This is a genomic window from Mesorhizobium sp. CA15, assembly GCF_020165215.1.
GTDB lineage: Bacteria > Pseudomonadota > Alphaproteobacteria > Rhizobiales > Rhizobiaceae > Mesorhizobium.
On sequence record NZ_JAIUHQ010000010.1, the window covers coordinates 1 to 23,806 of the forward strand.

Annotated in this window: 22 protein-coding genes and 1 tRNA gene; 10 read left to right on the forward strand and 13 right to left on the reverse strand. The window is 64.0% G+C overall.

Going from position 1 to position 23,806, the window contains the following annotated elements:
• Nucleotides 1-212 precede the first annotated feature (212 nt).
• Entirely contained in the window at nucleotides 213-956 is a 744-nt protein-coding gene (gene lipB / locus LB515_RS17115) for a lipoyl(octanoyl) transferase LipB (protein WP_224708424.1), read from the reverse strand.
• Between the two features lie 239 nt (nucleotides 957-1,195).
• On the opposite strand from lipB, the gene LB515_RS17120 reads away from it, so the two are divergent.
• Both LB515_RS17120 and LB515_RS17125 read left to right on the forward strand, forming a co-directional pair.
• A tRNA-Leu gene (locus tag LB515_RS17120) sits at nucleotides 1,196-1,280 on the forward strand.
• A 416-nt stretch (nucleotides 1,281-1,696) separates the two neighbouring features.
• The gene (locus tag LB515_RS17125) at nucleotides 1,697-2,485 is read left to right on the forward strand and encodes a hypothetical protein (RefSeq protein ID WP_224708425.1); all 789 of its coding nucleotides are present in this window, start codon (nucleotides 1,697-1,699) and stop codon (nucleotides 2,483-2,485) included.
• A 43-nt stretch (nucleotides 2,486-2,528) separates the two neighbouring features.
• On the opposite strand, the gene LB515_RS17130 is transcribed toward LB515_RS17125, so the two are convergent.
• The 6 genes from LB515_RS17130 to LB515_RS17155 all read right to left on the reverse strand — a co-directional run bounded on the left by LB515_RS17130 (nucleotide 2,529) and on the right by LB515_RS17155 (nucleotide 10,482).
• Nucleotides 2,529-5,210 (reverse strand): phosphoenolpyruvate carboxylase, encoded by a 2,682-nt coding sequence (locus LB515_RS17130; protein ID WP_224708426.1) that lies wholly within the window; start codon nucleotides 5,208-5,210, stop codon nucleotides 2,529-2,531.
• A 196-nt stretch (nucleotides 5,211-5,406) separates the two neighbouring features.
• A complete protein-coding gene (sucD, locus tag LB515_RS17135; RefSeq protein ID WP_095764879.1) occupies nucleotides 5,407-6,306 on the reverse strand; it encodes a succinate--CoA ligase subunit alpha in 900 nt (299 codons plus the stop codon).
• Between the two features lie 13 nt (nucleotides 6,307-6,319).
• A complete protein-coding gene (locus LB515_RS17140) occupies nucleotides 6,320-7,507 on the reverse strand; it encodes a malate--CoA ligase subunit beta (protein ID WP_224600910.1) in 1,188 nt (395 codons plus the stop codon).
• Between the two features lie 20 nt (nucleotides 7,508-7,527).
• A complete protein-coding gene (locus LB515_RS17145) occupies nucleotides 7,528-8,490 on the reverse strand; it encodes an HpcH/HpaI aldolase/citrate lyase family protein (protein ID WP_095764881.1) in 963 nt (320 codons plus the stop codon).
• 8 nt (nucleotides 8,491-8,498) lie between these two features.
• Nucleotides 8,499-9,689 (reverse strand): aminotransferase class V-fold PLP-dependent enzyme, encoded by a 1,191-nt coding sequence (locus LB515_RS17150; RefSeq protein ID WP_224600911.1) that lies wholly within the window; start codon nucleotides 9,687-9,689, stop codon nucleotides 8,499-8,501.
• 121 nt (nucleotides 9,690-9,810) lie between these two features.
• A complete protein-coding gene (locus LB515_RS17155) occupies nucleotides 9,811-10,482 on the reverse strand; it encodes a response regulator transcription factor (protein WP_224545470.1) in 672 nt (223 codons plus the stop codon).
• A gap of 360 nt (nucleotides 10,483-10,842) precedes the next feature.
• Here LB515_RS17155 and mgtE point away from each other — a divergent pair, with 360 nt between their 5' ends.
• Together mgtE and LB515_RS17165 are read left to right on the forward strand one after the other, a co-directional pair.
• Nucleotides 10,843-12,261, forward strand: coding sequence for a magnesium transporter (mgtE, locus tag LB515_RS17160; RefSeq protein WP_224600912.1), 1,419 nt, complete (start codon nucleotides 10,843-10,845; stop codon nucleotides 12,259-12,261).
• A gap of 143 nt (nucleotides 12,262-12,404) precedes the next feature.
• Nucleotides 12,405-12,791 (forward strand): MerR family transcriptional regulator, encoded by a 387-nt coding sequence (locus tag LB515_RS17165; protein WP_027168973.1) that lies wholly within the window; start codon nucleotides 12,405-12,407, stop codon nucleotides 12,789-12,791.
• Between the two features lie 336 nt (nucleotides 12,792-13,127).
• Here the strand turns inward: LB515_RS17165 and LB515_RS17170 are convergent, their stop codons facing one another.
• From LB515_RS17170 to LB515_RS17180, 3 genes are all read right to left on the reverse strand, one after another.
• Nucleotides 13,128-13,922, reverse strand: coding sequence for an IS110 family transposase (locus tag LB515_RS17170; protein ID WP_224708499.1), 795 nt, complete (start codon nucleotides 13,920-13,922; stop codon nucleotides 13,128-13,130).
• 328 nt (nucleotides 13,923-14,250) lie between these two features.
• Nucleotides 14,251-14,730: a methyltransferase family protein gene (locus LB515_RS17175; protein ID WP_224600914.1), complete on the reverse strand. Its 480-nt coding sequence runs from the start codon at nucleotides 14,728-14,730 to the stop codon at nucleotides 14,251-14,253.
• Nucleotides 14,727-15,728 carry a heparan-alpha-glucosaminide N-acetyltransferase gene (locus LB515_RS17180; protein ID WP_224600916.1) on the reverse strand — a complete coding sequence of 334 codons (1,002 nt, stop codon included), beginning with the start codon at nucleotides 15,726-15,728 and terminating at the stop codon, nucleotides 14,727-14,729. Before LB515_RS17180 ends, LB515_RS17175 begins: the two co-directional genes overlap by 4 nt.
• A gap of 226 nt (nucleotides 15,729-15,954) precedes the next feature.
• On the opposite strand from LB515_RS17180, the gene LB515_RS17185 reads away from it, so the two are divergent.
• A complete protein-coding gene (locus LB515_RS17185; protein WP_224600917.1) occupies nucleotides 15,955-17,154 on the forward strand; it encodes an MFS transporter in 1,200 nt (399 codons plus the stop codon).
• Here the strand turns inward: LB515_RS17185 and LB515_RS17190 are convergent.
• Nucleotides 17,123-18,313: an aromatic ring-hydroxylating oxygenase subunit alpha gene (locus tag LB515_RS17190; protein ID WP_224708427.1), complete on the reverse strand. Its 1,191-nt coding sequence runs from the start codon at nucleotides 18,311-18,313 to the stop codon at nucleotides 17,123-17,125. The two genes, LB515_RS17185 and LB515_RS17190, sit on opposite strands and share 32 nt — an antisense overlap.
• A 103-nt stretch (nucleotides 18,314-18,416) precedes the next feature.
• On the opposite strand from LB515_RS17190, the gene LB515_RS17195 reads away from it, so the two are divergent.
• From LB515_RS17195 to cobO, 3 genes are all read left to right on the forward strand, one after another.
• On the forward strand, nucleotides 18,417-19,103 hold the full coding sequence (locus tag LB515_RS17195; protein WP_224522743.1) for a gamma-glutamylcyclotransferase: 687 nt from the start codon (nucleotides 18,417-18,419) through the stop codon (nucleotides 19,101-19,103).
• A 129-nt stretch (nucleotides 19,104-19,232) separates the two neighbouring features.
• Complete coding sequence (cobU, locus tag LB515_RS17200; protein ID WP_224708428.1) at nucleotides 19,233-19,778, forward strand: bifunctional adenosylcobinamide kinase/adenosylcobinamide-phosphate guanylyltransferase; 546 nt, start codon at nucleotides 19,233-19,235, stop codon at nucleotides 19,776-19,778.
• A gap of 1 nt (nucleotide 19,779) precedes the next feature.
• Nucleotides 19,780-20,409 carry a cob(I)yrinic acid a,c-diamide adenosyltransferase gene (cobO, locus tag LB515_RS17205; protein WP_095764889.1) on the forward strand — a complete coding sequence of 210 codons (630 nt, stop codon included), beginning with the start codon at nucleotides 19,780-19,782 and terminating at the stop codon, nucleotides 20,407-20,409.
• Here the strand turns inward: cobO and cbiB are convergent.
• Nucleotides 20,406-21,395, reverse strand: a complete 990-nt coding sequence (cbiB, locus tag LB515_RS17210; RefSeq protein ID WP_224708429.1) for an adenosylcobinamide-phosphate synthase CbiB — start codon at nucleotides 21,393-21,395, stop codon at nucleotides 20,406-20,408. The two genes, cobO and cbiB, sit on opposite strands and share 4 nt — an antisense overlap.
• Between cbiB and cobD the strand changes: the two genes are divergently transcribed.
• Nucleotides 21,394-22,449 carry a threonine-phosphate decarboxylase CobD gene (cobD, locus tag LB515_RS17215; protein WP_224600922.1) on the forward strand — a complete coding sequence of 352 codons (1,056 nt, stop codon included), beginning with the start codon at nucleotides 21,394-21,396 and terminating at the stop codon, nucleotides 22,447-22,449. The two genes, cbiB and cobD, sit on opposite strands and share 2 nt — an antisense overlap.
• The gene (locus LB515_RS17220; protein WP_224600923.1) at nucleotides 22,446-22,955 is read left to right on the forward strand and encodes a tyrosine phosphatase family protein; all 510 of its coding nucleotides are present in this window, start codon (nucleotides 22,446-22,448) and stop codon (nucleotides 22,953-22,955) included. Before cobD ends, LB515_RS17220 begins: the two co-directional genes overlap by 4 nt.
• 18 nt (nucleotides 22,956-22,973) lie before the next feature.
• On the opposite strand, the gene LB515_RS17225 is transcribed toward LB515_RS17220, so the two are convergent.
• Nucleotides 22,974-23,771: a creatininase family protein gene (locus LB515_RS17225; protein ID WP_224600924.1), complete on the reverse strand. Its 798-nt coding sequence runs from the start codon at nucleotides 23,769-23,771 to the stop codon at nucleotides 22,974-22,976.
• Between the last annotated feature and the right edge of the window lie 35 nt (nucleotides 23,772-23,806).

A 23,806-nucleotide genomic window follows, 5' to 3' on the forward strand; every position in this document is an offset into this window, starting at 1 on the left:
CGCCGTCTTTGCCATCCATGGCTACGGCATGCTGTGGGCCTCGGCGCAGCTCATGTAGGGTGTGTCGACATTCAGGTGAGGCCGGTCTGCAAATGGCGGCTTCCTGCGCTTCCGGTGCTCACGTACGAAAAGTACGCTCCGCTCCGGTTCTGGGACCCCGCCATTTTCGACTCGGCCTGACCTGAATGTCGACACACCCTAGGCGGAGCGGCTTAGCTAGCCTTGCGAGCGGGCTCAGCGACCGGAACGGCGGCAGGTCCGAACACATCCTCGAACGCAGCTTTCAGCGCGAGGTCGAGATCGGCCATGGTGACGGGCAGCCCGAGATCGACAAGGCTGGTCACGCCATGGTCCGAGACGCCGCAGGGCACGATGCCGCTGAAATGGCCGAGATCCGGCTCGACATTGATGGCGATGCCGTGGAAGCTCACCCAGCGCCGCAGCCGGATGCCGATGGCCGCGATCTTGTCTTCGGCGGGCGTGCCGTCCGGCAGGGCGGGCCGGTCCGGCCGCACCACCCAGACGCCGACGCGGTCCTCGCGCCGCTCGCCGCGCACATTGAAGGCGGCGAGCGTGGCGATGATCCATTGCTCGAGCGCCGCGACGAAGGCGCGCACATCCTCGCGCCGGCGCTTCAGGTCAAGCATCACATAGGCCACGCGCTGGCCAGGACCGTGATAGGTATATTCGCCGCCGCGGCCTGCGGCAAAGACCGGAAAGCGGTCGGCGTCGATCAGGTCTTCAATTCGCGCACTGGTTCCGGCGGTGTAGAGGGGCGGATGCTCGACCAGCCAGACCATCTCGTCGGCAGCACCGCTGCGGATCGCCTCGGCGCGCGCCTCCATGAAGGCCAGCGCGTCCGGATAGGACGTAAGGCCAGGTTCGATCACCCATTCCACCGGCGCCGAACCAGGCAAAGGAAGGAACGACGTGGCGATCTGGCTGCGTTCTGTCATGGAACTTTCTCGATGCTCCTCTCATATGGCGACAATCGGCCAAAACGTCCAGTTCCGCCAGTGTGAAGCCGAGCCGCGGAGGCTTGTGCCAGCCGCTTTGTCTAATGCACGTCGTCCTCCCAAAACCTCTGCGCACTTGTGGCTGATACGCATTCGCGAATATTCCGCTCGGCGCACTTGTTTCGCCGGAAACGATTTGCTACAGGCCCCGGGCCGGACGGTTCCGGCTCCTACCACGTGCGGTCGTGGCGGAATTGGTAGACGCGCAGCGTTGAGGTCGCTGTGGGGCAACCCGTGGAAGTTCGAGTCTTCTCGACCGCACCAAAATTCTCAAAAAGCCGTGTAATCGTCGAGTTGCGTGGCCTTTTGATTTTTCAATCCCTGTTCAATCCACCTTTTGCGAACTGATTGAAACTTAGCCCTTACGCCTGACGCGGGCCGACATTGCGAGGTTCGGCTAAGCTATCTTGCTGCCGCCCCTCAATCCACGAGACGGCGTCCCATGCCCACGACTCGGTTCCGTGCTACCGGTGAAACATGCATCAACTATCCCCTCCCAGAATCACAATAGACACAAACTGCGTTGTGGGTCTGTTCGACAGCGGTAGCCAAACAGCTACTTCGGTCGATGAACTGCGGGACCTTATGCGTTACGCCCTGTCTGGAGCCGTCAACTTGGCTATCACAACGAGGGTTGAAATTGATTTCGGCCGCGACAAGACGATGGGCGCCGCACCGAGATGATGCACCACATAGCGATGATCCCTGTCATTGGCACGGTGGCGCGTTGGGATCAATCGCAGTTCGACGGCGCCGACGTTCTAGTTGGCCCTCAGCACCAGTCTTTGCTGGCTGAGGTAAAGGGAATCGTATTCCCTGGCCTCACGCCGAAAACCGGCAAGTACGCAAACAAACTCGCCGATCTCGACCACCTTGTCGGCCATAAGCTGGCCGGCCGCGATATTTTCGTCACCGATGATGGGGGAATACTCCGCCGCTATCAGCAGTTGCGAGACTCGGTTGGCATTGTGGTCATGTCGCCGGCAGAGGCGCTACGCTTCATTGATGCTCACCACGCACGCCACCAACAAAAGCTCCTTGAGCCCGCCGGGAACGACGAGGCCTATCGAGACCGGCGGCTGAGTGGCGCAGTGACTTTCGACTACTCCAACAACGATCACCGGTTTTTTATCGGCGAGGGCCTTTGCTTGTTTGAGACAAGATGGTCGAAAGCCAGCAATCGCAGCATTCATGCATACCGGGATGCACCATCCGTCGAAAGCATCGCGCTGGCACGGGGCGCGGCTGAAATCTCTGAAATCCGAGACGCTTCGGTGTATGATTTTTCAAGTCGCGCCAGATCACCCAACATTGGCCAAGTCGTCGTCTGGCGAAACGTGAACGGCCTGTTCGCTGCTACAAAAATCCTCGCCATCAAGGATGACGGCCGAGGCGATGAACGGGATGAACTCACATTCGAGTTCGTCATTCTGCCAGATGGATCTGCGGACTTTTCCGCCCACTCGTGATTGGCTCAAATCAGGCACAACACCCGCAGTCTGGCCAAACACCCTATCCCGTCCACCCCAGACCGGCCGAGATGCAGTTGATCGAGACGAGTAGGGCGTCGGTCGCCCGCCTTTGATCTGCGCCTGTGCCTGCCCGAACTTCGCGCAGCAGATTGACCTGCAGCCGGTGGATGTCGTGCATCTGCCGGCGCAGATTGTCGAAACGCCTTTTGAACATCGGAAAGCGCGCGGAAAGGTCGCCTCCCGTAAGGTCGCCGATCAGGCGTCGCGTCAGCTCGTATTCGGCGGCGATGCGGGCGTGGATTCTTGCCGCCGCATCGCTGTCGGACACCAGGTCGGCATAGAGCCGTGCAATCTCCATGTCGGACTGGTAGAGCGTCTTTTCGGCCTCGTCGACGATCAGGCGGAAAAAGCGCGAGTGCTCGAACATGCGGGTCAGAAGCTCGCGCCCGGCCTCGCCGCGCACCGTGACGAACGCGCTCAGCGCGCTGCCGATGCCGTACCAGCCGGTCAAGAGATGTCGGTTCTGGCTCCAGGCGAACACCCATGGAATGGCGCGCAGGTCGGCAATGCCGCTGGCGCCGAAACGGCGATCCGGCCGTGAGCCCATTTTCAAGAGCGCCAGTTCGGCGACCGGGCTCGCCTGATTGAAATAATCCAGGAAGCCCGGCTCGGCCATCAATCCGGCATAGGACGCCTGCGACATGCCGGCGAGCGCTTCCAGCGCTTCGTCGAACTCCGGCGATTCCTTTTGCCTGGCATCGCCGGGCGATCGGATCCCGTGCGCTAGCACGGCGGCGGCGAGAACCTCAAGTTGGTTGAGGCCGGTGCCGCGATTGGCAAATTTCGACGAAACGACCTCGCCCTGTTCGGTCACCCGCATGGTTCCGCCGACCGTTCCTTGCGGCTGCGCCGCGATCGCGCGGCCGGTCGGCGCGCCGCCCCGGCTGACCGAGCCGCCGCGGCCGTGAAAGAATCCGATCCTGACCTTGTGCTTGCGCCCGATCGCGGCGAGGCGCTTCTGCGCCTTTGCCAGTTCCCAATTGGAAGCGAGGAAGCCGCCATCCTTGTTGGAGTCCGAATAGCCAAGCATGATTTCCTGGCGCGCGCCGAAATCGCGCACCGTACGCCGCACAAGGGAAACGTCGAGCAATGCGTTCAGGACGCCAGGTGCAGCCTGCAGGTCGGCGATGGTCTCGAACAAGGGCACGATCCGCAGCCTGATCGAGCCGTCGCCGCCGGGCGCGGTAGAGAGCCCGCAATATTGCGCCAGCAGATAGACCGCGAGCAGATCGTCGGCCGAGCGGGTCATGCTGAGCACGAAAGAGCCGATGGCGTCGGCATCCGCGCTGGATATTTGTTCGCGGATGACAGCGAATGTCGACAGCAGTTCACCTGCCTCCGGCGAGAGCCGTGCTTCGTCGATCTCCAGCCGCTCGCCCTGGCTGAGCGCCGCGCGGATGCGCGCCGACCATTGCGGCGTGCCGGCGGCGATCGGATCGGCGGCGTCTATCAGCGCAAACAGCTCGGCCAGCACCCGGTTGACGACTGTGGAGTTCTGCCGGATGTCGAGCGAGACCGTGCGGAAGCCAAAGCTTCCGACCTGCCAAACGAGCGGCTGGATGAAACGCCTGGCGACCGCGCGGCCGCCGATCGCTTCGAGGACTGATGAGAGGGCGTTGAGATCGGCGCGAAACGCCTCCGCCGAGGGGTAGGCCGCCTTGCCGCCGTCACGGGTGGCGACCAGCCGGGCCAGCACGGCCGAAGCGAACTGGCGCAGCGGTTCGTCAGGGTTGCGGGCGGCTATCTCTTGCGCCTCTCCACTCTTATCCAGCGCTGTCTGCAGCACCGGCCTGAAGCCGGCCGGCAGCTCGATGACGTTCGTGCTGGCGCTGAGCACCGACACCAGCCGCTGCAACTGCGCAAGATACCAGCCTATGGCGGTGTTGCGGTATTCGGCCATGGCGTAGGCGGTGACTTCGGCTGTCACATTCGGATTGCCGTCGCGGTCGCCACCGATCCAGGAGGCATAGCGCATGAAGGAAGGAATTCGGATCGGCTCGCCCGGATAGTGGCGCTCGCAGGCGCTCTGAAGCTTGCCATAGAGCTGTGGCGTTGCCTCAAAGATGACTTCGCGGAAGAAATGCAGTCCCCAGGCGATCTCGCGCTCGACCGTCGGTCGCTCCAGCCGCAGCTCGCCTGTCATCCACAGAAGCTCTATCTCGCTTTCCAGATCGGCGACCAAAAGATCGCGCTCGCGCGGCGCCCAGCGCGGCTGGTCGAGCTCGGTCAGCTTGCGATAGATGCGGCGGTGGATTTCCAGCACCGTGACGCGTTTGGCCTCCGTCGGATGCGCGGTCATGGTCGGGCCGACGCAAAGTTCGTCGAGCATTGCCTGGACATCGTCCGCCGAGTGGCCGCTGGCCGCCATCTCGGCAATCACGCTGGCGAAGGAGCCAGGCACTTCGTCGGCGCCTGCGCCTTGCTCGAGCTCGCGCCGGGCCCGCATGGCAAGCAACTCGTCGACAATGGTCAGCAACTGGAACCACACGCCGCTCGCCTGGAGCGCCGGGATGCGCTGCTCGGGAGCCAGCGAGACGAGTGACCTGCGTCCGTTCAGGACTGCGGCGATCTCGGGCTCGCGCGCGCTTGCGACCTGAAGCAGCAGGCGTAACAGCAAGCTGCGCTCGTCCTCACGAAACTTGATGGGTTTGCTCTGTTCCAAAGCCGCTTTCCCGATCGTCAGCCGATTTGCCGCTGCGCTGCTAAGCAGTTGTTTTCAGACAATCCCGACGGCCGCGGCGTACGTTTCCTGGGATTGCCCTTCATAGGGCAGCGCCGAGCGCACGGGCCGACGACCATCGAGGAGGCCGGCCCGAAACAGGCTTCACATCCTGTCGCGATTCTCGCCTGGTCTGCCGTCAAGCAGCCTTCTTCGTCCGCGCCAGCGTATCGGCCACCACCTCGCCGAAGGAGGCGGGGGTCGGCACGATGACGACGCCGGCTTCCTTGAGGATCTCGACCTTTTCCTGCGCCGACTCGCCGAAGGCGGAGATGATCGCGCCGGCATGACCCATGCGGCGGCCCTTCGGCGCGGAGAGGCCGGCGATATAGGCGATCAGCGGCTTCCTCATATTATCGCGCGCCCAGATCGCGGCTTCGGCTTCCTGCGGGCCGCCGATCTCGCCGATCATCACCACGGCGTCGGTATCGTCGTCGCGCTCGAAGAGCTGCAGGATGTCCTTGAAGGACGAGCCGTTGATCGGATCGCCGCCGATGCCGACGCTGGTCGACACGCCGATGCCCAGCGCCTTCATCTGCGAGGCCGCCTCGTAGCCCAGCGTGCCGGAACGGCCGACGATGCCGACGCGTCCGGGCAGATAGATGCTGCCCGGCATGATGCCCATCAACGCCTGTCCGGGCGTAATGACGCCGGCGCAGTTCGGTCCGACGAGGCGCATGCGGTCCTCGAAGCGGTAGCGGCGCATGTAGCGCTTGACCTGCATCATGTCCTGCGACGGGATGCCGTCGGTGATGCAGACGCAAAGCTTGATGCCGGCATCGGCGGCTTCCATGATCGAATCGGCGGCGAAGGGAGGCGGCACGAAGACGATGCTCGCCTCGGCGCGGGTCTCGCGCACGGCGCCCTTGACAGTGTTGAAGACGGGCAGGCCGAGATGCGTCTGGCCTCCCTTGCCGGGGGTGACGCCGCCGACCAGCTTGGTGCCGTAGCGCTTCATGTCGTCGGCATGGAAGCTGCCGATCTTGCCGGTGAAACCTTGCACGATGACGCGCGTGCTGCGGTTGAGCAGGATTGCCATTTCTCGACCTCCCTCAGGCTGCTTTTTTGTTCTTGGCGGCTTCGCGCCAGGCGGCGACGGCCTTTTCGGCGGCTTCGGCCAGCGTGTCGGCGACGATCACCGCCTCACCGGAATCGGCCAGGATCTTGCGGCCTTCCTCGACCTTGGTGCCGGAAAGGCGCACCACCAGAGGGACGTCGACGCCGACCTCGCGGATCGCCTTGATGACGCCTTCCGCCACCCAGTCGCAGCGGTTGATGCCGGCGAAGATGTTGACCAGGATGGTCTCGACATTCTTGTCGCCGAGCACCGCGCGGAAGGACTTTGCTACCCGCTCCGGTGAGGCGCCGCCGCCGATGTCGAGGAAATTGGCCGGCTCGCCGCCAGCGATCTTGATCATGTCCATCGTCGCCATGGCCAGGCCGGCGCCGTTAATGATGCAGCCGATATTGCCTTCGAGCCCGACATAGGAGAGGCCGCGGTCGCTGGCGAAAGTCTCGCGCGGATCTTCCTGGCTCTTGTCGCGCAGCTCGGAAATTTCCGGCCGGCGAAACAGCGCGTTTTCGTCGAACGACATCTTGGCGTCGAGCGCGACCAGGCTGCCGTCGCGCGTCACCACCAGCGGATTGATCTCCAGCATCGAGGCGTCGTAGTCGCGGAACACCTGGTAGCAGCCGAGGATGGTTTCGGTCGCCTTGCCGATCAGGTTGCTCTCGAGCCCGAGGCCAAAGGCGATTTCGCGCGCCTGGAAGCCCTGCATGCCGACGCCCGGATCGACGGTGGCGCGGATGATGGAATCAGGTTTTCTCTCGGAGATTTCTTCGATCTCCATGCCGCCGGCGGCCGACGCCACGATCATGACCCGCTCTTCCTTGCGGTCGAGGACGAAGCCGAGATAGAGCTCCTGCGCGATGTCGACGGCCTCCTCGAGATAAAGGCGCGAGATCAGCTTGCCGCGGGGGCCGGTCTGTTGAGTCACCAGCTTGCGCCCGAGCATGGCTTCTGCCGCGTTGGAGATCTCCTCGTCGTTCGAGCAGAGCTTGATGCCGCCGGCCTTGCCGCGCGCGCCGGAATGGACCTGCGCCTTCAGCACCCATTTGGCGCCGCCGATCTCCCTGGCACGATAGGTCGCCTGTTCGGGGCTGTAGGCGAGGCCGCCGCGCGGCACATGCACGCCGTGGCGGGCAAGCAGTTCCTTGGCCTGGTATTCGTGGATGTCCATCATGTCCTCCCAGTAATTTTTTAGTGCGCCGCGCTATGCGCCTGGCCGGCGCGCTCGATCGCCTCGCTCACCACCAGCACGTTGCGCGCCATGCGCTCCGACGCCGCGTCGATCATCTTGCCGTCGAGCGCCGCGGCGCCCTTGCCGAGCGCCTCGGCCTCCTTCAGCACCTCGAGGATACGCCTGGCCCGCGTGACTTCTTTCTCCGGCGGCGAGAACACATCGTTGGCCAAGGCGATCTGCGAAGGGTGGATCGCCCATTTGCCTTCGATGCCGAGCGCCGCGGCGCGCCTGGCGGCCGCGTTGTAGCCCTCCGGATCGGAGAAATCGCCGAATGGACCGTCGATGGCGCGCAGGCCGTAGGCGCGGCAGGCGACCGTCATGCGCGACAGGGCGAAATGCCACTGGTCGCCGGGATAGTCGGGGTTGAGCCCGCCGATGTTGACCGTGCGCGCCTTGTTGCTTGCGGCATAGTCGGCGACGCCGAAATGCATGGCTTCCAGCCGGCCCGGCGTGGCGGCGATCGCCTCGACATTGGCCATGCCCAGCGCCGTCTCGATCAATGCCTCGAGGCCGACGCGGGTCTTGAAACCTTTGGCCATCTCGATCTGGTTGACCATGGCCTCGACCATATAGAGGTCGGCCGGCACGCCGACCTTCGGCACCAGGATCGTGTCCAGCCGGTCGCCGGCCTGCTCCATGACGTCGACGACGTCGCGGTACATGTAATGCGTGTCGAGCCCATTGATGCGCACCGAGACGGTCTTGCCCTTGGCGCGCCAGTCGATGTCGTTCAGCGCCTGGATGATGTTCTTGCGGGCGCGTTCCTTGTCGGGCGGCGCCACCGCATCCTCGATGTCGAGGAAGACGAAGTCGGCGGCGCTGTTGGCCGCCTTGTCGATCATCTCCGGGCTGGAGCCCGGCACCGCGAGCTCGCTGCGCTGCAGCCTCAGCTTCTTCAGATGGTTGATGGTGTGGCTCATGGTACCCCTCACGCCGCTCTGGCGACCGGCACATCGGCCGTGCGGCGGAAATGCTCGATCGCCGCCGCCACGCCCGAGCCGGGCGCCAGGCGCACGCCGCAATCGAGCAGCGCCATTTCGGCGGCCGACAGCGAGGCGCAGACCATAACCTCGTTCAGCCAGCCAAGATGGCCGATGCGGAAGACTTTTCCGAACACCTTGTTCAAGCCGCCGCCGAGGGAGGTGTTGTATTGCTGGTAGGCGCGCTTGACGACATTGGCGCTGTCGATGCCTTCCGGCACCAGGATGGCGCTGACCGTGTCGGAGTGCCATTGCGGTGTCTTGGCGCAGAGCTTCAGGCCCCAGGCGTCGACGGCCTTGCGCACGCCCTCGGCCAGGCGATGGTGGCGGGCGAAGATGTTTTCCAACCCTTCCTCGGCAATCAGGTCGAGCGAGGCGCGCAGGCCGCGCAGCAACTGGGTGGCCGGCGTATAGGGGAAATAGCCCGCGTCATTGGCGCGGATCATGTCCTCGAAGGAAAAGTAGCAGTGCCGGTGTGTCGCCACCCGCGAAGCGGCAAGCGCCTTCTTGCTGACCGACAGGAAGCCGAGGCCGGCCGGCAGCATGAAGCCTTTCTGCGAACCGCTGACGGCGCAGTCGACGCCCCATTCCTCCTGGCGGAAGTCGATCGAGCCGATCGAGGAAACGCCGTCGACGAAGAGAAGGGCAGGATGGTTCGCCGCGTCGAGCGCGGCGCGGCAGCCGGCGACGTCGCTGGTGACGCCGGTCGCGGTCTCGTTCTGGGTGCAGAAGACAGCCTTGATGCGGTGCGCCTTGTCGGCCCGAAGCTTCTCGACATAGAGCTCGAGCGGGACGCCAGTGCCCCATTCGCAATCGATGACATCGACATCGAAGCCGAGCCGCTCGGCCATGTCGACCCACAGATGGGAGAATTGGCCGAAGCGCGACATCAGCACCTTGTCGCCGGGGCTGAGCACATTGGTCATCGCCGCTTCCCAGGCGCCGGTGCCTGAGGAGGGGTAGATGAAGACGCGGCCGGTCTCGTTCTTGAAGACCTTTTTGATGTCCTCGAACAGCGGTAGCGTCAGGTTGGGGAAGGAGGAGGCGCGCATATCCTCCATCGGCAGGTTCATGGCTTGCCGGACCTGTTCCGGAATGTTGGTGGGTCCTGGGATAAAGAGATGGGTAAACCCAGCCATGCGCGAAACTCCTCCGATCGTTGGGATATTGGAGGCAGTTTCGTTTCGATGAGGCCTTGCAACAACACCTTGCCGGGTAAGTTGTTTGCCCTTGAGGGTGGGATGATCCTACCCGGTTGGCCTACCCGATAGGCGATTTGGAAGTGCGGCGTTTTTCGCTCGAATAGAGCGCGACGGCCATGGCGCGGTTGCGGACGTCCAGCTTGTCGTAGAGATTCTTCAGGTGATACTTCACCGTGTTCTCGGAAATCCCGGTCCGCGTTGCGATCTGCAAATTGGTCCAGCCGTCGGAAAGCACCGCCAGCAACTCGCGCTCGCGCACGGTGAGCCTGGACAACGGTGTGTCGTTGACCTTGTTGATGTCGATATACGGAATGCAGATGCGCCCGTGGGCGACCGCCAGGATCGTCTCGAAGATGACCGGCGGATCGTCGAACTGGAAGCAGTAGCCTTGAGCGCCCAGGCGTACGCATTGCTTCAGGATGCCGATGTCGTGGTCGTTGGAGAAGATCGCGATGCGCACGCCAAGCTCGCGGCTCTGGACTTCCGTAAGCACATCGGCGCCGTCCATGTCGGCCAGCTTCCAGCCGACGACGGCGACATCGAATTGCGTGGCGGCGGCCAGTTCCAGGAATTGCGCGCCGCTGTGCACGACACCGAGCAAATCGAAGCGGCCGTCGCATTCCAGCATCTCGCGCAGCGCCGAAACGACGAAAGGATTGCGCTCGGCGACGACCACGCGAACGCGCCGCTCGGCATTGCCCTCGTTCGTCTTTGCGGACTTGATGTTCAAGGCCAGCGTTGTCCCCGGACCGATTGGCGATGCGCTGATCCTGCTGGATCATGCATCATGACAATTCTGCCTCAATAGGGAAGGGGTGCTCTTTCCCCAGCGACATGCGCTGTCGCGCCGGCTGAAGCGATTGTCGCACCCGCCACCCGGGCGCTCCACGCTACTTCCGGGAGGTTGCGAGGCGAAGGCGACCGTCACATTTCTTCGGCTATTCCACGCGCTAGAGCGACATCTTTCCAAGACGAATCCTGTTGCCGCGCTATCTGCCGAACAGGGTTTGGATTTTCCGAAAAGCGGTTTCCCCTTTTCGGGATCATGCACTAGACCTCGTTTCAGGATTCCTCGTTGCGGGAGGCGCTGGTGGAAGGCCAGGACACACAGACGACCGGCGCCGCGCCCGCCGAGGAGCATCACGCCGACATCTATGGCGAGGACGGCGCGGTGCGCGCCTCCTTCCTTGCCCAGATCGGCGCGGCGATCGTCGACCGCGACACGATCACCCTCAAGCGCGAGGTCGATGACCTGCACCAGTCGGAACTCGGCGACGTGCTGGAGGCGCTTCATCCCGAACAGCGCCGGGCTTTGGTCGAACTGCTCGGCTCCGATTTCGACTTCTCCGCGCTGACCGAAGTCGATGAAGCGATCCGCCTCGACATCGTCGACAATCTGCCCAATGCGCAGATCGCGCAGGCGGTGCAGGAGCTGGATTCCGACGACGCGGTCTACATCCTCGAGGACTTAGAGAAGGAAGACCAGGACGAAATCCTGTCGCAACTGCCTTTCACCGAGCGCATCAGGCTCAGGCGCGCGCTCGACTATCCGGAAGAGACCGCCGGCCGGCGCATGCAGACGGAGTTTGTCGCCGTGCCGCCGTTCTGGACCATCGGCCAGACCATCGACTACATGCGCGAGGACAGAAACCTGCCCGAGCGCTTCAGCCAGATCTTCGTCATCGACCCGAGCTTCAAGCTGCTCGGCGCCATCGATCTCGACCAGATCCTGCGCAACAAGCGGGCGGTCAAGGTCGAGGATGTCATGCATGAGACACTGCATGCGATCTCGGCCACCATGGACCAGGAAGAGGCGGCACGCGAGTTCGAGCAGTATAATTTGCTCTCCGCCGCCGTGGTCGACGAGAACGGGCGGCTGGTCGGCGTACTGACCATCGACGACGTGGTCGACGTCATCCAGGAAGAGGCGGAAGAGGACCTTTTGCGCATGGGCGGCGTCGGCGACGAGGAATTGTCCGACACGGTGCTCGCCACCTCGCGCTCACGCGTGCCCTGGCTGCTGGTCAATCTTGTGACCGCCTTCCTCGCGGCTTCGGTCATCGGCCTGTTCGACCGCACCATCGAGCATGTGGTCGCGCTGGCGGTGCTGATGCCGATCGTCGCCGGCATGGGCGGCAATGCCGGCTCGCAGACCATGACCGTCACCGTGCGCGCGCTGGCGACCAGGGACCTCGATATCTACAACGCCGCCCGCATCATCCGCCGCGAGGTCGGTGTCGGTTTCATCAACGGTGTGGTGTTTGCCGTGCTTATCGGCATGGTCGCCGGTTTCTGGTTCCGCGATCCCAATCTGGGCGGCATCATCGCGGCGGCGATGATCATCAACATGTTCGCGGCCGCCTTGGCAGGGATTCTCATTCCCCTGCTGCTTGACCGTTTCAAGATCGATCCGGCCGTGGCCTCCGCCGTCTTCGTCACCACCGTCACCGATGTCGTCGGCTTCTTTGCTTTCCTTGGCTTGGCTACCTGGTGGTTCAGCATTCGCTAAAGCAATAAAGCGCCATTAATTGACTTTTACGTAAGTGCCGTGCGAGGGTTGCCGCGGGGTCACGTGCCGATTCCGGCGCTGGATGGGTATCATCGGAGGGAAGGGCGACGCTTCAAGCGCGATGCCCGGGCTTGGGAGCGGGAATGCGGGAATATTACACGATCACCGAGCTGACGCGCGAGTTCGACGTGTCGACGCGAACATTGCGTTTTTACGAGGACGAGGGACTGGTGCAGCCGGTAAGGCGCGGCCGCACGCGGCTGTTTCGGCCGTCCGACCGGCATCTCATCCGTCAGATCATGCGGGGAAAAAGGCTCGGCTTCTCGATCAACGAGATCCGCGAGATCATTCAGATGTACAAGGAGCCGCCCGGCGAGGTCGGCCAGCTCAAGCTGATGATCAAGCGCATCGAGGAGAAGCGCGAGGACCTGCGCCAGAAGCGGCGCGACCTGGAAGAGACGCTGGCCGAGTTGGACCAGGCCGAAGAGTCCTGCGTGGAGCGGCTGGCCGAGTTGGGCGTGAATACGTGAAGCGCGGTGAGCAGGGGATTTGCAGGGCAACTATCGCAAACGTTCGAGATTAGCCGGTGCCTCTCAGCTTCGTCATCCACGGGCGGAGCGGGAGCGAAGCGGACGCGTAGACCCGAGGATCCATTCCGTGACCTCGATCGAAGGGTGCGGCGAAGCAGAATTCTGCACCCTTGCTACGCCTCGATGTCACGGAATGGCAACTGTGTTCACGCGAATGCGGTTTTGTCGCGAATGATAGCGTTGAGGACGACCAGGAGCTTCCTTGCGACGGCGATGATAGCGAGCTTCTTGGAGCCCGACCGGGCAGCAAGTGCGGTGTAGAAGGTCTTGAAGCGCTCACAGGTTCGAATGGCAGTGAGGGCTGCCATGTAGAGGGCGGCGCACACGTGATCGCCCGCCCTGAATCTGGCTCCTGCGATTGAGCTTGCCGCTCTTGTTGTCGAACGGGGCAAGGCCGACCAGTGCAGCGATTGCCTTGGGTGAGCGCTTGCCGAGCTCGGGCAGGAGCGCCAGCAGCGAGAATGCGCCGACCTTGGAGACACCGGGCACGGAGACCATCAGCGCCTGGTCGCGAGCGGCGTCCTGGTTTTGACGAATGACGTCGGCGATCTGACTTTCGAGCGCCTTGATGCGCGTGTCGAGGTAGGCGATCGTTTCTTCCAGATCGGCAATGACGATCTCATTGAAGGCCTCGGCGAGGTGCTTCTTCGCCGTTGCCCGCATCTCGACCAGTTGATCGCGGTAGCGGGCAAGCGATTGAAGCTGCTCGACTTCTTCGCGCGGCGCCGGCTCGGCCTCAGGCTGATAGCGGCGGCCGTAGTCGCTCAGCATCCTGGCATCGAGAGGATCGGTCTTGGCGCGCCGTCGCGTCGACTTGGCATAGTGGTGGGTGTGCGCCGGGTTGTGCCGCGAGAACGGCACGCCGGCCTTGGCCAGCGCGTGGCGCAACAGCCGGTCATGGACGCCTGTCGCCTCCATGACGACGAAGTCGCGGCTGGGATCAAGCCCCGCCACACAGGCCGCGATCGTGTCGGCCTGGTTGTCGATGCGCCGAAGACGGCCGCTTGTCTCATCGAAAAAGTCGAGCCACTGTTTTGAGATGTCGCAGCCGACATAGTTCTGCATTATCATGTCCACGCCTCTTCCTGTGGTGCGGGGTCTGCTTGGAACAGCCCCGTGCAACTGTTCAGGTTGATGGTTCACCGGTGGGAAGGGACCGAGCCATGCCACGGCCTGTCCGAAAGGACGACCAGGATTCATTCGGTCTCCTTCCCACTTCAACCATACACCAGAACCAACACACAGGATTCTATGGTCTGCGCCGCGTCGCTTCGCTCCTTGCTCCGCCATAGAATGACGAAGTCGCGGATGCTCCTGCCAAATCGCCGAGGTGCGCGGTTGCCGATCGCCCAGGTGTGCAGTCTGATCGCATCAGGCAGCCGTCATTGCGGAAGCAGCCTCAAATCCAACGCCGGACCCGCTTGGCGTAATCGCGGTATTTCTTGCCGAACTTCTCCGCCAGGATCTTTTCCTCCTTCTCGATCGCCAGCTTCTGCGTCGCGAAGGCGGCGAGGAAGGCAAAGAGCAGGAACCAGCCGATGCCGGTGATGAAGGCGACGCCGATCAGCAGCAGCGTGTTGGCGAGATACATCGGATTGCGGGTGATGCCGAAGGGGCCCGACGTCACCAGATGATCGGGCTCGGCGTTGGGGTCGAATGTCGTCTTGGCCCGCATCATGACACGGATGGCCGTGACCCAGAGCATGGCGACGCCGAACAGCGCCACCCAGCCGACGCCGAACAGGAGATCGCCGAGAATGTCGCCGATCCAGGGCAGTGGGTAGAGCATGCCGAGGACGATGCTCGCCGCAATCGCCGCGACATAGATCACCGGCGGCCAGGGAATGATCCCGTGTCTGGGCTTTGTGATGCCCGTCATTGCTGCCCTCCCTCCATCTGGTCCTGCGTCGCGGCGGTGCAGGTCTCCGCCATGTCGGCCAGATGCGATTTCCAGACGCTGGACTGATCGTTGGCGTAGAGCTTGTCGAGCGACCCTTCGCCCTTCAGCGTGTCCAGCATGCAGCCACAATAGCTCGTACAGAACTTGCTGTCCCGCTGTTGTTCGCACTGCGCCTGGCAAGCCGGCAGGAAGCCGGCTTCCCGATCCTGAGGGACTGCCGGCATGACCTGCGAGAACAGCCACACCGAGCCGAACAGAAGCGGCTGGTGGATGAGGTAAAAGGCGAGGCTGTGCCGGCCGATGAAGGTCAGCGGCTTAGACCAGCGGCCGGGCAGCCACCTTCCCAGACGGGCGAGCAAGCCCGATGCGGAAGCGAGCTTCACCGTGGCGATGCCCGCAAGCACCGCGCCGAACCACGGGAAGAGCGGCACGTAGTCGTTGGAACGCGGGTTGGTGGCGGAAAGGCCGACCCACCACAGAGCCGGATGGTCGAAGAACTCCGACCGCAGATAGTAAGGGGCGGCAATTACCGCCGCGGCGATGATCGCCGTCACCAGCCAGGGCAGCCTTAGAAAGGCGAGGCCGAGCAGGCTCGCCAGCGCGATCTCATGCAGGATGCCGAAGAAGATGAACCCGTCCGGGGTGACGATGTAGGTGACTGCCGAGATGGCGGCCGCTGCGATGCCCACCATGGCAAAGCGCTTCCAGAAGCCTGGCCAACGGATCTGATGGCCGTGGGCGAGGAAGAGGCTGACGCCGACCAGGAACAGGAAAGTCGAGGCAATGCAGCGCGCGTAGAATTTCCACCAGCCGAAGGCGGTGAGGGCGGGCGCGGTGTAGCCGAAGTTTTCGAGGTCCCAGGTGAAGTGGTAGCTCGCCATCGCGATCAGCGCGATGCCGCGCAGGATGTCGATGGCCTGGATGCGGCCGTGCTTTGGCGCGTCCTGAACAGGGCTGCTCGTCGTTTGAAGGCTCATCATCTCGATCCGATTCAGTCCTGCCAAACGACTATCACGGTTCAAGTGGACGACAGAAGCAGGCGGCCATCAATGCGGTTCATGGCAGCCATGAAATTCGCTTTAGGCCAGAGCTGGAAAGCCTTTGGCAGGCTTCGCTTTTCGGCCTTTCGGAGTCGGTTTCCTGCTACTGGCCGGCAGCTGGCCCGGCCAGATTCGGGCGCGGGATTCACGTTTCGGAGGGCCGATGTCCACCCATGTGCGCCATCCGATCTGGCTTCCGGCCCTGCGGCCGGCGGACGCGCGCACCTTCGCCTCACTCTATGCGGTTGAATCCTTCGCCCGCGCCACGATCTCCAGCGTGATCCCGATCCAGGCCTACGAGATCCTGCACAATGAGCGGATCGTCTCGGTCCTCTACACGATCGTGTCCCTGATGGGCCTCTCGGTCACGCTGTTCATGCCGGTGCTCATTCGCCGCTTCGCGCGGCGCTGGGTCTACACGGCAGGCTGCGTGCTGCTGGCGCTCGGCTCCGCCTTCTTCATCACCCACTCGCTGCCCGGCCAGATTGCCGGCATGCTGTGCCGCGTCATGGGGGCGAGCGCGCTGTCGATCACGCTCAACCTCTACATCATGGATCACATACGCAAGACCGACTTCATGCAGGCAGAATCGCTGCGCATGGCATGGTCGATGTTCGCCTGGACCGGCGGGCCGACGCTCGGCATCTTCCTCTACACCCATTTCGGCATCTATGCCGCGCATGGCGCGGTCGTCGTGTTTGCGTTCGCGCTGCTTTGCCTGTTCTGGTTCTACCGGCTGAGCGATAACCAGTCGATCCGGCCCGGCAAGTCGCGGCCCGCCAATCCACTTGCCAATATCGGCCGCTTCGTGAAACAGCCAAGGCTCAGGCTTGCCTGGCTGATCGCCTTCGGCCGCTCCTGTTTCTGGACGACGTTCTTCGTCTACGGCCCGCTGTTCATGGTGATTACCGGCCAGGGCGAGCTCGCCGGCGGCTTGCTGGTTTCGGCCGGCAACGCGCTCCTGTTCGCGGCGATCTTCTGGGGCAGGGCCGGCAAGCGCTTTGGCGGGCGCAAGGTCATGACTTTCGCCTATTTCGCCATGTCGGCCATGCTGTTTGCCGCGGGCGGAATCGGCGAGGCGGCGCCGTTGCTCACGGGCGCGCTGCTGCTCTGCGGCGCGCTCTTCACCATCGCGCTCGACGCGCTTGGCTCGACCGCCTTCTTGCGCTCAGTACGCTCTTACGAGAAGGCGCAGATGGCGGCGGTCTACCGCACCTATCTCGATTTCTCCGAGCTGACGCCGCCGCTCGTCTATTCGGTGGTGCTCGCCTTCTTCGGGCTGGGCTCGGTGTTCGTCACGCTCGGCATCCTGGCCGCCTTCTGCGGCTTCGTCACCTGGCACTACCTGCCGAAGGCGTTTTGAACGCTGCGTGACGGCCGCGCACCCAATCGTGGAAGCGGTGCAGATCGTATTCCTCCGGCATCAGCACGCCGGCCTCGTGGCGCATCGAGCGCAGCCCCTTCTGGTTGATCTCGCAGATCACGGCGTCTTCTTCGAGCACCTGGGTGCCGAAGGCGACGATGTTTTCGACATCGGTCTCAGCCAACGCTTCCGGGGCGAACAGCCATTCGGCGGTGAGCTCGGTCTGCTCGGGACCGAGCGGGGCCAGCCGCACGGTGCGCATGTAATCGACATGGCCGACGATGAACATCGAGGGCAGCGAGGTGGCGTAGGTCTGGCCGGCGGCGCGCTCGGCCGGCGTCAGGCCGGAAAAGACCGGGCCATGGACATGGCCGTCTTTCGACCAGGTTTCGGCGCCGGGGCGCAGCCGGCCGGAGAATTCCGGCGCGTCATTGTCGGAGTGGCGCGCCCATTCGGGATCGTCATGCCTGGCCATCAGGCCGCGGCCGTAGATCGGCACCAGTCGCGACAAATCCTTATGCACGCCCGGGCAGTGCAGGCATTCGTTGAAGTTCTCCCAGAAGACCTTCCAATTGCAGTTCATCACCCTGGTGAGCCGGTGACCGGTGACGAGCGTCTCCAGCGGCCAGTTGGAAAGATCGCCGGAGGCGCGGTCAAAGGCGCTTTCCGCCGAGCCGTCGGGATGCTCGGCGAGGTTGACGAAGACGAAACCGCGCCAAACCGAGAGCGCCACGCGGTAGAGCGGATAATCGGCCTTGTCGAAGCCCTCGGGCAGCGATTTCGACGGCACGCGCACGAGATCGCCGCGCAGCGAATAGGACCAAGCGTGATAGGGGCAGGTCAGCAGCCTGGCCTTCAGCCGCCCGGCGCTCTCCTGACAAAGCTGCGAGCCGCGATGCCGGCAGGTGTTGTGGAAGGCGCGCAAGGCGCCGGTCTCGTCACGCAGCACGACGATCTCCTGGGTGTCGATGCGCACCGTGCGGAAGGAGAGGGGCTCGGCGAGATCGGCCTCGCGGCAGACCATCAGCCAGCTTCGGTACCAGATGGCGTCCAGATCGCGACGATACTCGTCGGCGCCCCAGTAGGAGGCGGACGGCAAGGTCGGCTGGAGACTGGTCAGGCCGTTGTAAGGCGCGCGTTCGCTCGGATCGGGCTGCATCGGCTTCTCCGTGGCTGCCGACAGCCGACACCCGGGCCAAGGCGTTGTCAATCGCGAGGCGCCCGCATAGTTTCGGTCGCGCAGGAACCTTAAGGTCGCGCGCATGCTGCCAAGAACCATGTCGCTTACCGAGGAACTGGTCGCCCGCTGCTTCCGCGCGGTCGAGGATGCGGGACCGGATCCCGATGCGGCGCATCTGGATGACAGCGACTATGCGGCAATGACGCGTGAGCTGGAGGCTCAACTCCTGGCCAACGAACCGCTCTGGCTGTTTGGCTACGGCTCTCTGATCTGGAAGCCCGAGATCGAGCATGTCGAGGAGCGCGTGGCCCTGCTGCGCGGCTGGCACAGATCCTTCTGCATGAACATGACGCGCTGGCGCGGCACCAAGGAAAGTCCGGGCCTGATGATGGCGCTGGACCGTGGCGGACAATGCAAAGGCGTCGCCTTTCGGCTCGGCGACGGCGACAGGCGCGAGCAACTCGACAAGATCCTGCGGCGAGAGGTGACACTGAAGCCGACCAGCTATCATCCGCGCCTGCTAGATATGACGAGCGATGGCGGCCCGCTGCGGGCGCTGGCCTTCGTCATCAACCGCCAGGGCACTACCTATGCCGGTCCATTAAGCGAGGAAGCGGTTGTCGAAAGGCTGGCGACCTCCTGCGGCCATTGGGGCTCGGGCGCCGACTATCTCTACAACACCGTGAAGAATCTCGAGCAGCGCGGCATCCACGATACGCATTTGTGGCGGCTGCAGCAGCTGGTCGCGGCGCGGATTGCCGGCTCGTAGCACCGCAAGTCGCGCCGCAATCGCGCCGGGCGGTGGCGGAATTGGGTTTGCCGGTGGTTGCGCTTCTGCTTAAGGTTCGCGCACCGTCGGCCTCTGGGCCGCAACACGATTCCAACCTGGAAGGCAAGAATGACCGGCGCGACAGCCGCGAGCGGCAATAGAGCTTCCGATGGGAAGCTGACCTTCATCCTGGGCGGTGCCCGTTCGGGCAAGAGCTCGCATGCCGAGGGCCTGACGACCGCTAACCCATCGCCCTGGACCTACATTGCCACGGCGCAGGCTTATGACGACGAGATGCGCGAGCGCATCGCGCTGCATCGGTCGCGGCGCGGCGAAGGCTGGGTCACCGTCGATGCGCCGCTCGATCTGGTTGGCGCCATCGAGGCTTTGCCGACCCACCAACCTGTGCTGATCGATTGCCTGACATTATGGCTCACCAACCACATGCTGGCCGAACATGACGTCGAGGCCGAATGCCGGCGGCTCAAGGATGCTCTGTCGCGGCCGCGCGGGCCATGGTTCGTGGTCTCCAACGAAGTCGGATTGGGCATCGTGCCCGACAACGGGCTGGCGCGCCGGTTCCGCGACGCTGCGGGTCGGCTCAACCAGCAGGTGGCGGCCGCTGCCGACAGCGTTCTCATGATAGTGGCGGGATTGCCACTCAAGGTGAAGTGACATGGCCGAAATCGAAGACAAGACCATTGACGACAAGGACGCCGAGCGTCACCGGGCCAAGATGGCCAAGCGCAAGGCGGTGCAGGATGCCGAAGTGGCCGGCAAGACGGTTGAAAAGGGGCTGCTGATCGTCAACACCGGGCCGGGCAAGGGCAAGACCACGGCCGCCTTCGGCCTGGCGCTGAGAATGCTGGGCTATGGCAAGCGCGTCGGCGTCGTGCAGTTCATCAAAGGCAAATGGCATACCGGCGAGAAGGATGCTTTCGCGGCCTTCGGCGACCGAGTCGTGTGGCATGCGATGGGCGAGGGTTTTACCTGGGAGACGCAGGACCTGAAGCGCGACATCGCCGCCGCCGAAGCCGCCTGGGCCAAGGCATTGGAGCTGATGGCCGATCCCTCGATGAGCCTCGTTGTGCTCGACGAGCTCAACATCGCGCTGCGCTACGACTATCTCGACCTGGAAAAGGTGGTCGCAGCGCTGAAGGCGCGCCGGGGCGACCTGCATGTGATCGTCACCGGCCGCAACGCCAAGCCGCTCCTCGTCGAGGCGGCCGATCTCGTCACCGAGATGGGGCTGACCAAGCACCATTTCGCCGCCGGCGTGAAGGCGCAGCAGGGAATTGAGTTTTAGCCGCCGATCAAGATGGTCAGGTAGATCACGATCGCCGAGACGACCGCGAATAGGCCGAGCAGCAGCCAGTCGGCTACGCGATAGAGCTTGAGCGCCTGGCGGATGTCGGTGCTTTCGGCCTCGCGGCGGCCGCCTTCGCCCATGAAGGCGTCCTCGACGACTTCGCCGCCATAGCTGCGCGGTCCGGCGAGAGACAGGCCCAGCGCGCCGGCCATCGCAGCTTCCGGCCAGCCGGCATTGGGCGAACGATGCTTCCTGGCGTCGCGCCGCATCACCTGCCAGGCGCCATGCGGATCGGCGCCCGGAACGAGAAATGCCGCCAGCACGATCAGCAGGCCGGTGAGCCGCGATGCGGGCAGGTTGATGAGATCGTCGAAGCGGGCGGTCGCACGGCCGAAGGCTTCGTATTTCGGCGTGCGGTGGCCGATCATCGAATCGGCGGTGTTGGCGGCCTTGTAGGCAGCACCTCCGCCCAGTCCGCCGATGCCGGTCCAGAAGGCGGGCGCAACAATGCCGTCCGAAAAATTCTCGGCCAGGCTTTCGATCGCGGCACGCGCGACACCGCCCTTGTCGAGCTTTTCCGGATCGCGGCCGACAATGCGCGATACGGCGATGCGGCCGAGGGTCAGGCCGCCGGTCTCCAACGCATCGGCGACGTCCTCGACATGCTCCGCGAGGCTCTTCTGCGACAGCAGCGAGGAACCGAGGATGGCGGCGATGACGAGGCCCGTGGGGAACATCATCCAGAGCAGGACATGCAGCGCCAGGCCGATCAGGCCGGGCACCAGCAGAATGACGAGCAAGGCCTGGACGCCGCGGCGGCGACGCAATTCGTCGGAATCCGTAGCGTGGTTGAGCCGGCGATCGAGAAAGGATATCAGCCTGCCGATCCAGGTGACCGGATGGCCGATGGCGCCGAACAGCCAGTCCGGGTAGCCGAGGGCGCGTTCGATGGCGAGTGATAGGAAAGCGATCAGGACGGACATGAAACTTCTAAGCGGAGCGATTGCAGCGGTTGATCATGGCGGCAGCCTTGGCCGGGCAAACGCGCTTTTTCCTCATGCGCCAAAACCTTTCGTGGACCTCTCGACAGGTATCAATCCGCACTCCTATCCGCTTTTCGATCTGCCCGCCACAGCGCTGTCCCGATTGCCGGAGGCAGGACAACTGCGCGAATTGGCCGAAATTGCGGCCAGGGCCTATGGCGCGCCGTCGGCGGCGCATGTGGCGGCGGCGCCCGGCACGCAGATTCTCCTGCCGCGCGTCGCTTCGCTGCTGCGGCCAGGCAAGGCGCTGGTGCTCGGCCCAACCTATGCCGAACATGCCCGGGCCGCGGCTATCGCCGGCCATGCGGTCGCGGAGGTCAGCGATTTCGACGCGCTGGCCGAGGCGGACCTTGCGGTGCTGGTCAATCCCAACAATCCGGACGGGCGGGTGATCGAAAAGGCCCGTCTGCTCGACCTTGCGGCGCGACTTCGCGCCAAGGGCGGGCTGCTGGTCGTCGACGAAGCTTTCATGGATGTCGGCCCGATCGAGCAAAGCTTGGCCGGCGATGTCGGGGAGGGGGGCATCGTCGTGCTGCGCTCCTTCGGCAAATTCTTCGGCCTCGCCGGTGTTCGGCTCGGCTTCGCGCTGGCGGATCCGCTGACGGCCGAGCGGCTGGATGTGCAGCTCGGGCCCTGGGCGGTCGCCGGCCCGGCGCTCGAATATGGCATCCGCGCCTTGTCGGATGCGGCGTGGCAGGCGGATGTGCGGCAACGCCTGGCGCAGGATGCCGGGCGGCTCGACGCGCTGCTTGGCCGATTCGATGTTCCGGTCGCCGGCGGCACCAGCCTGTTCCGCTATCTGTCGTTTCCCGAGGCCGCAGGCCTTTTTTCGGCACTTGGCTCGAGCGGCGTGCTGGTCCGCCATTTTGCCGAGCGGCCTCAAGTGCTGCGTGTCGGTTTGCCGGGCAATGAAGCGGAATGGCAACGCCTCGAAGGCGCCCTTGCCACGTGGGCCGCGCGGCGCAAGGATGCGCCAAAGGAGTTCGGGCAATGATCCACGTCTGTTCGCTGTCGAAGGTCGACGAGGCCGTGGCAAGGACCGGTGCGCAGCGGTTGTTGTCGCTGCTCGCCGCAGGCACCGAAGTGGTCCGCCCGGCCTCGATCCTGTCGGAAAACCACCTGCATCTGGTCATGCACGACATCGCTGTCGCGCAGGAAGGCATGACGATGCCCGGCGAGGAGCATGTGCGGGCCTTGCTCGATTTCGCCTATCGCTGGGACCGGGTAAAGCCGCTGGTGGTGCATTGCTATGCCGGCGTCAGCCGCTCGACGGCGTCGGCCTACATCATCGCCGCGGCGCTGGCGCCCAAGCGTGACGAGATGGAGCTCGCCCGAACGCTGCGCTTTCTCTCGCCGACGGCTACGCCCAATCCACGGCTGATCGCCGTCGCCGACACGCTGCTTGAGCGCGACGGCCGCATGATCGCGGCGATCGAGGCCATCGGGCGCGGCGCCGACGCGTTCGAAGGGATACCCTTCGAACTGGGGATCGACGCCTAAGTCAAAGCGGACCAGCCACTACGACAGCCACTCGGCAAGCTTCGCTTTGCGCACATCCCTGACCAGGTTGATAAAACCGTCGGCCTGCATTTCCGCCGTCAGCCGGCCCTTCTCGGCCGTGGCGATGGAGGCGTCGCCGACCACGCCGTTCGGATTGAGGTCGCTGGCGATCCAGGCGAAGGCATGCGTGCCGGTGTGGCGCAGCAGGGCGAATTCCTTTTCGGCGCGGCCGACATTGGAGACGAAATTCTCCGCCTTGCTCATGTCGACGAGGTCAGGCCGGAAGTGCAGCATCAGCGAGGTCTCGACATCGCCGCCATGGATGCCGTGACGGTCCTCGAGCTCGGTGTACATGCCGGCCGGGCGGCCGAAGCGCTGCCAGCTCGTCTTCACCGACAGCATTTTGGCGCGCACGCGCAATTCGCGCGAAATGATGCCCATGATCTCTTCATTACCGCCATGCGAGTTAACGACGATCAGCTTTCTTACTCCGGCGCGGGCGACCGACAGGCCGAGTTCGGTCCAGGCGTCGACTAAGGTGGTGGCGGGCAAGGTGAGCGTTCCCGGCGCATGCAGGTGCTCGTTCGACTTGCCGACCGCCTGCACCGGCAGGATGCGGATGTCGAGATCGTCGGGCAGGCGCGCGATCACCGTCTCCAGCATGCCCGCCATGATTGAGGTGTCGGTCGAGACCGGAAGGTGCGGGCCGTGCTGCTCGATCGCCGCCACCGGCAGCACGGCGATGGTCGCTTCGGCGTCGATCGAGGCGTATTCGGTCGTCCGGTAATCGCCCCACCACACGCGTCTTGTCGTCACGTTTCGTCTCCCGATTGGTCTGCCGTCCGGCCTGA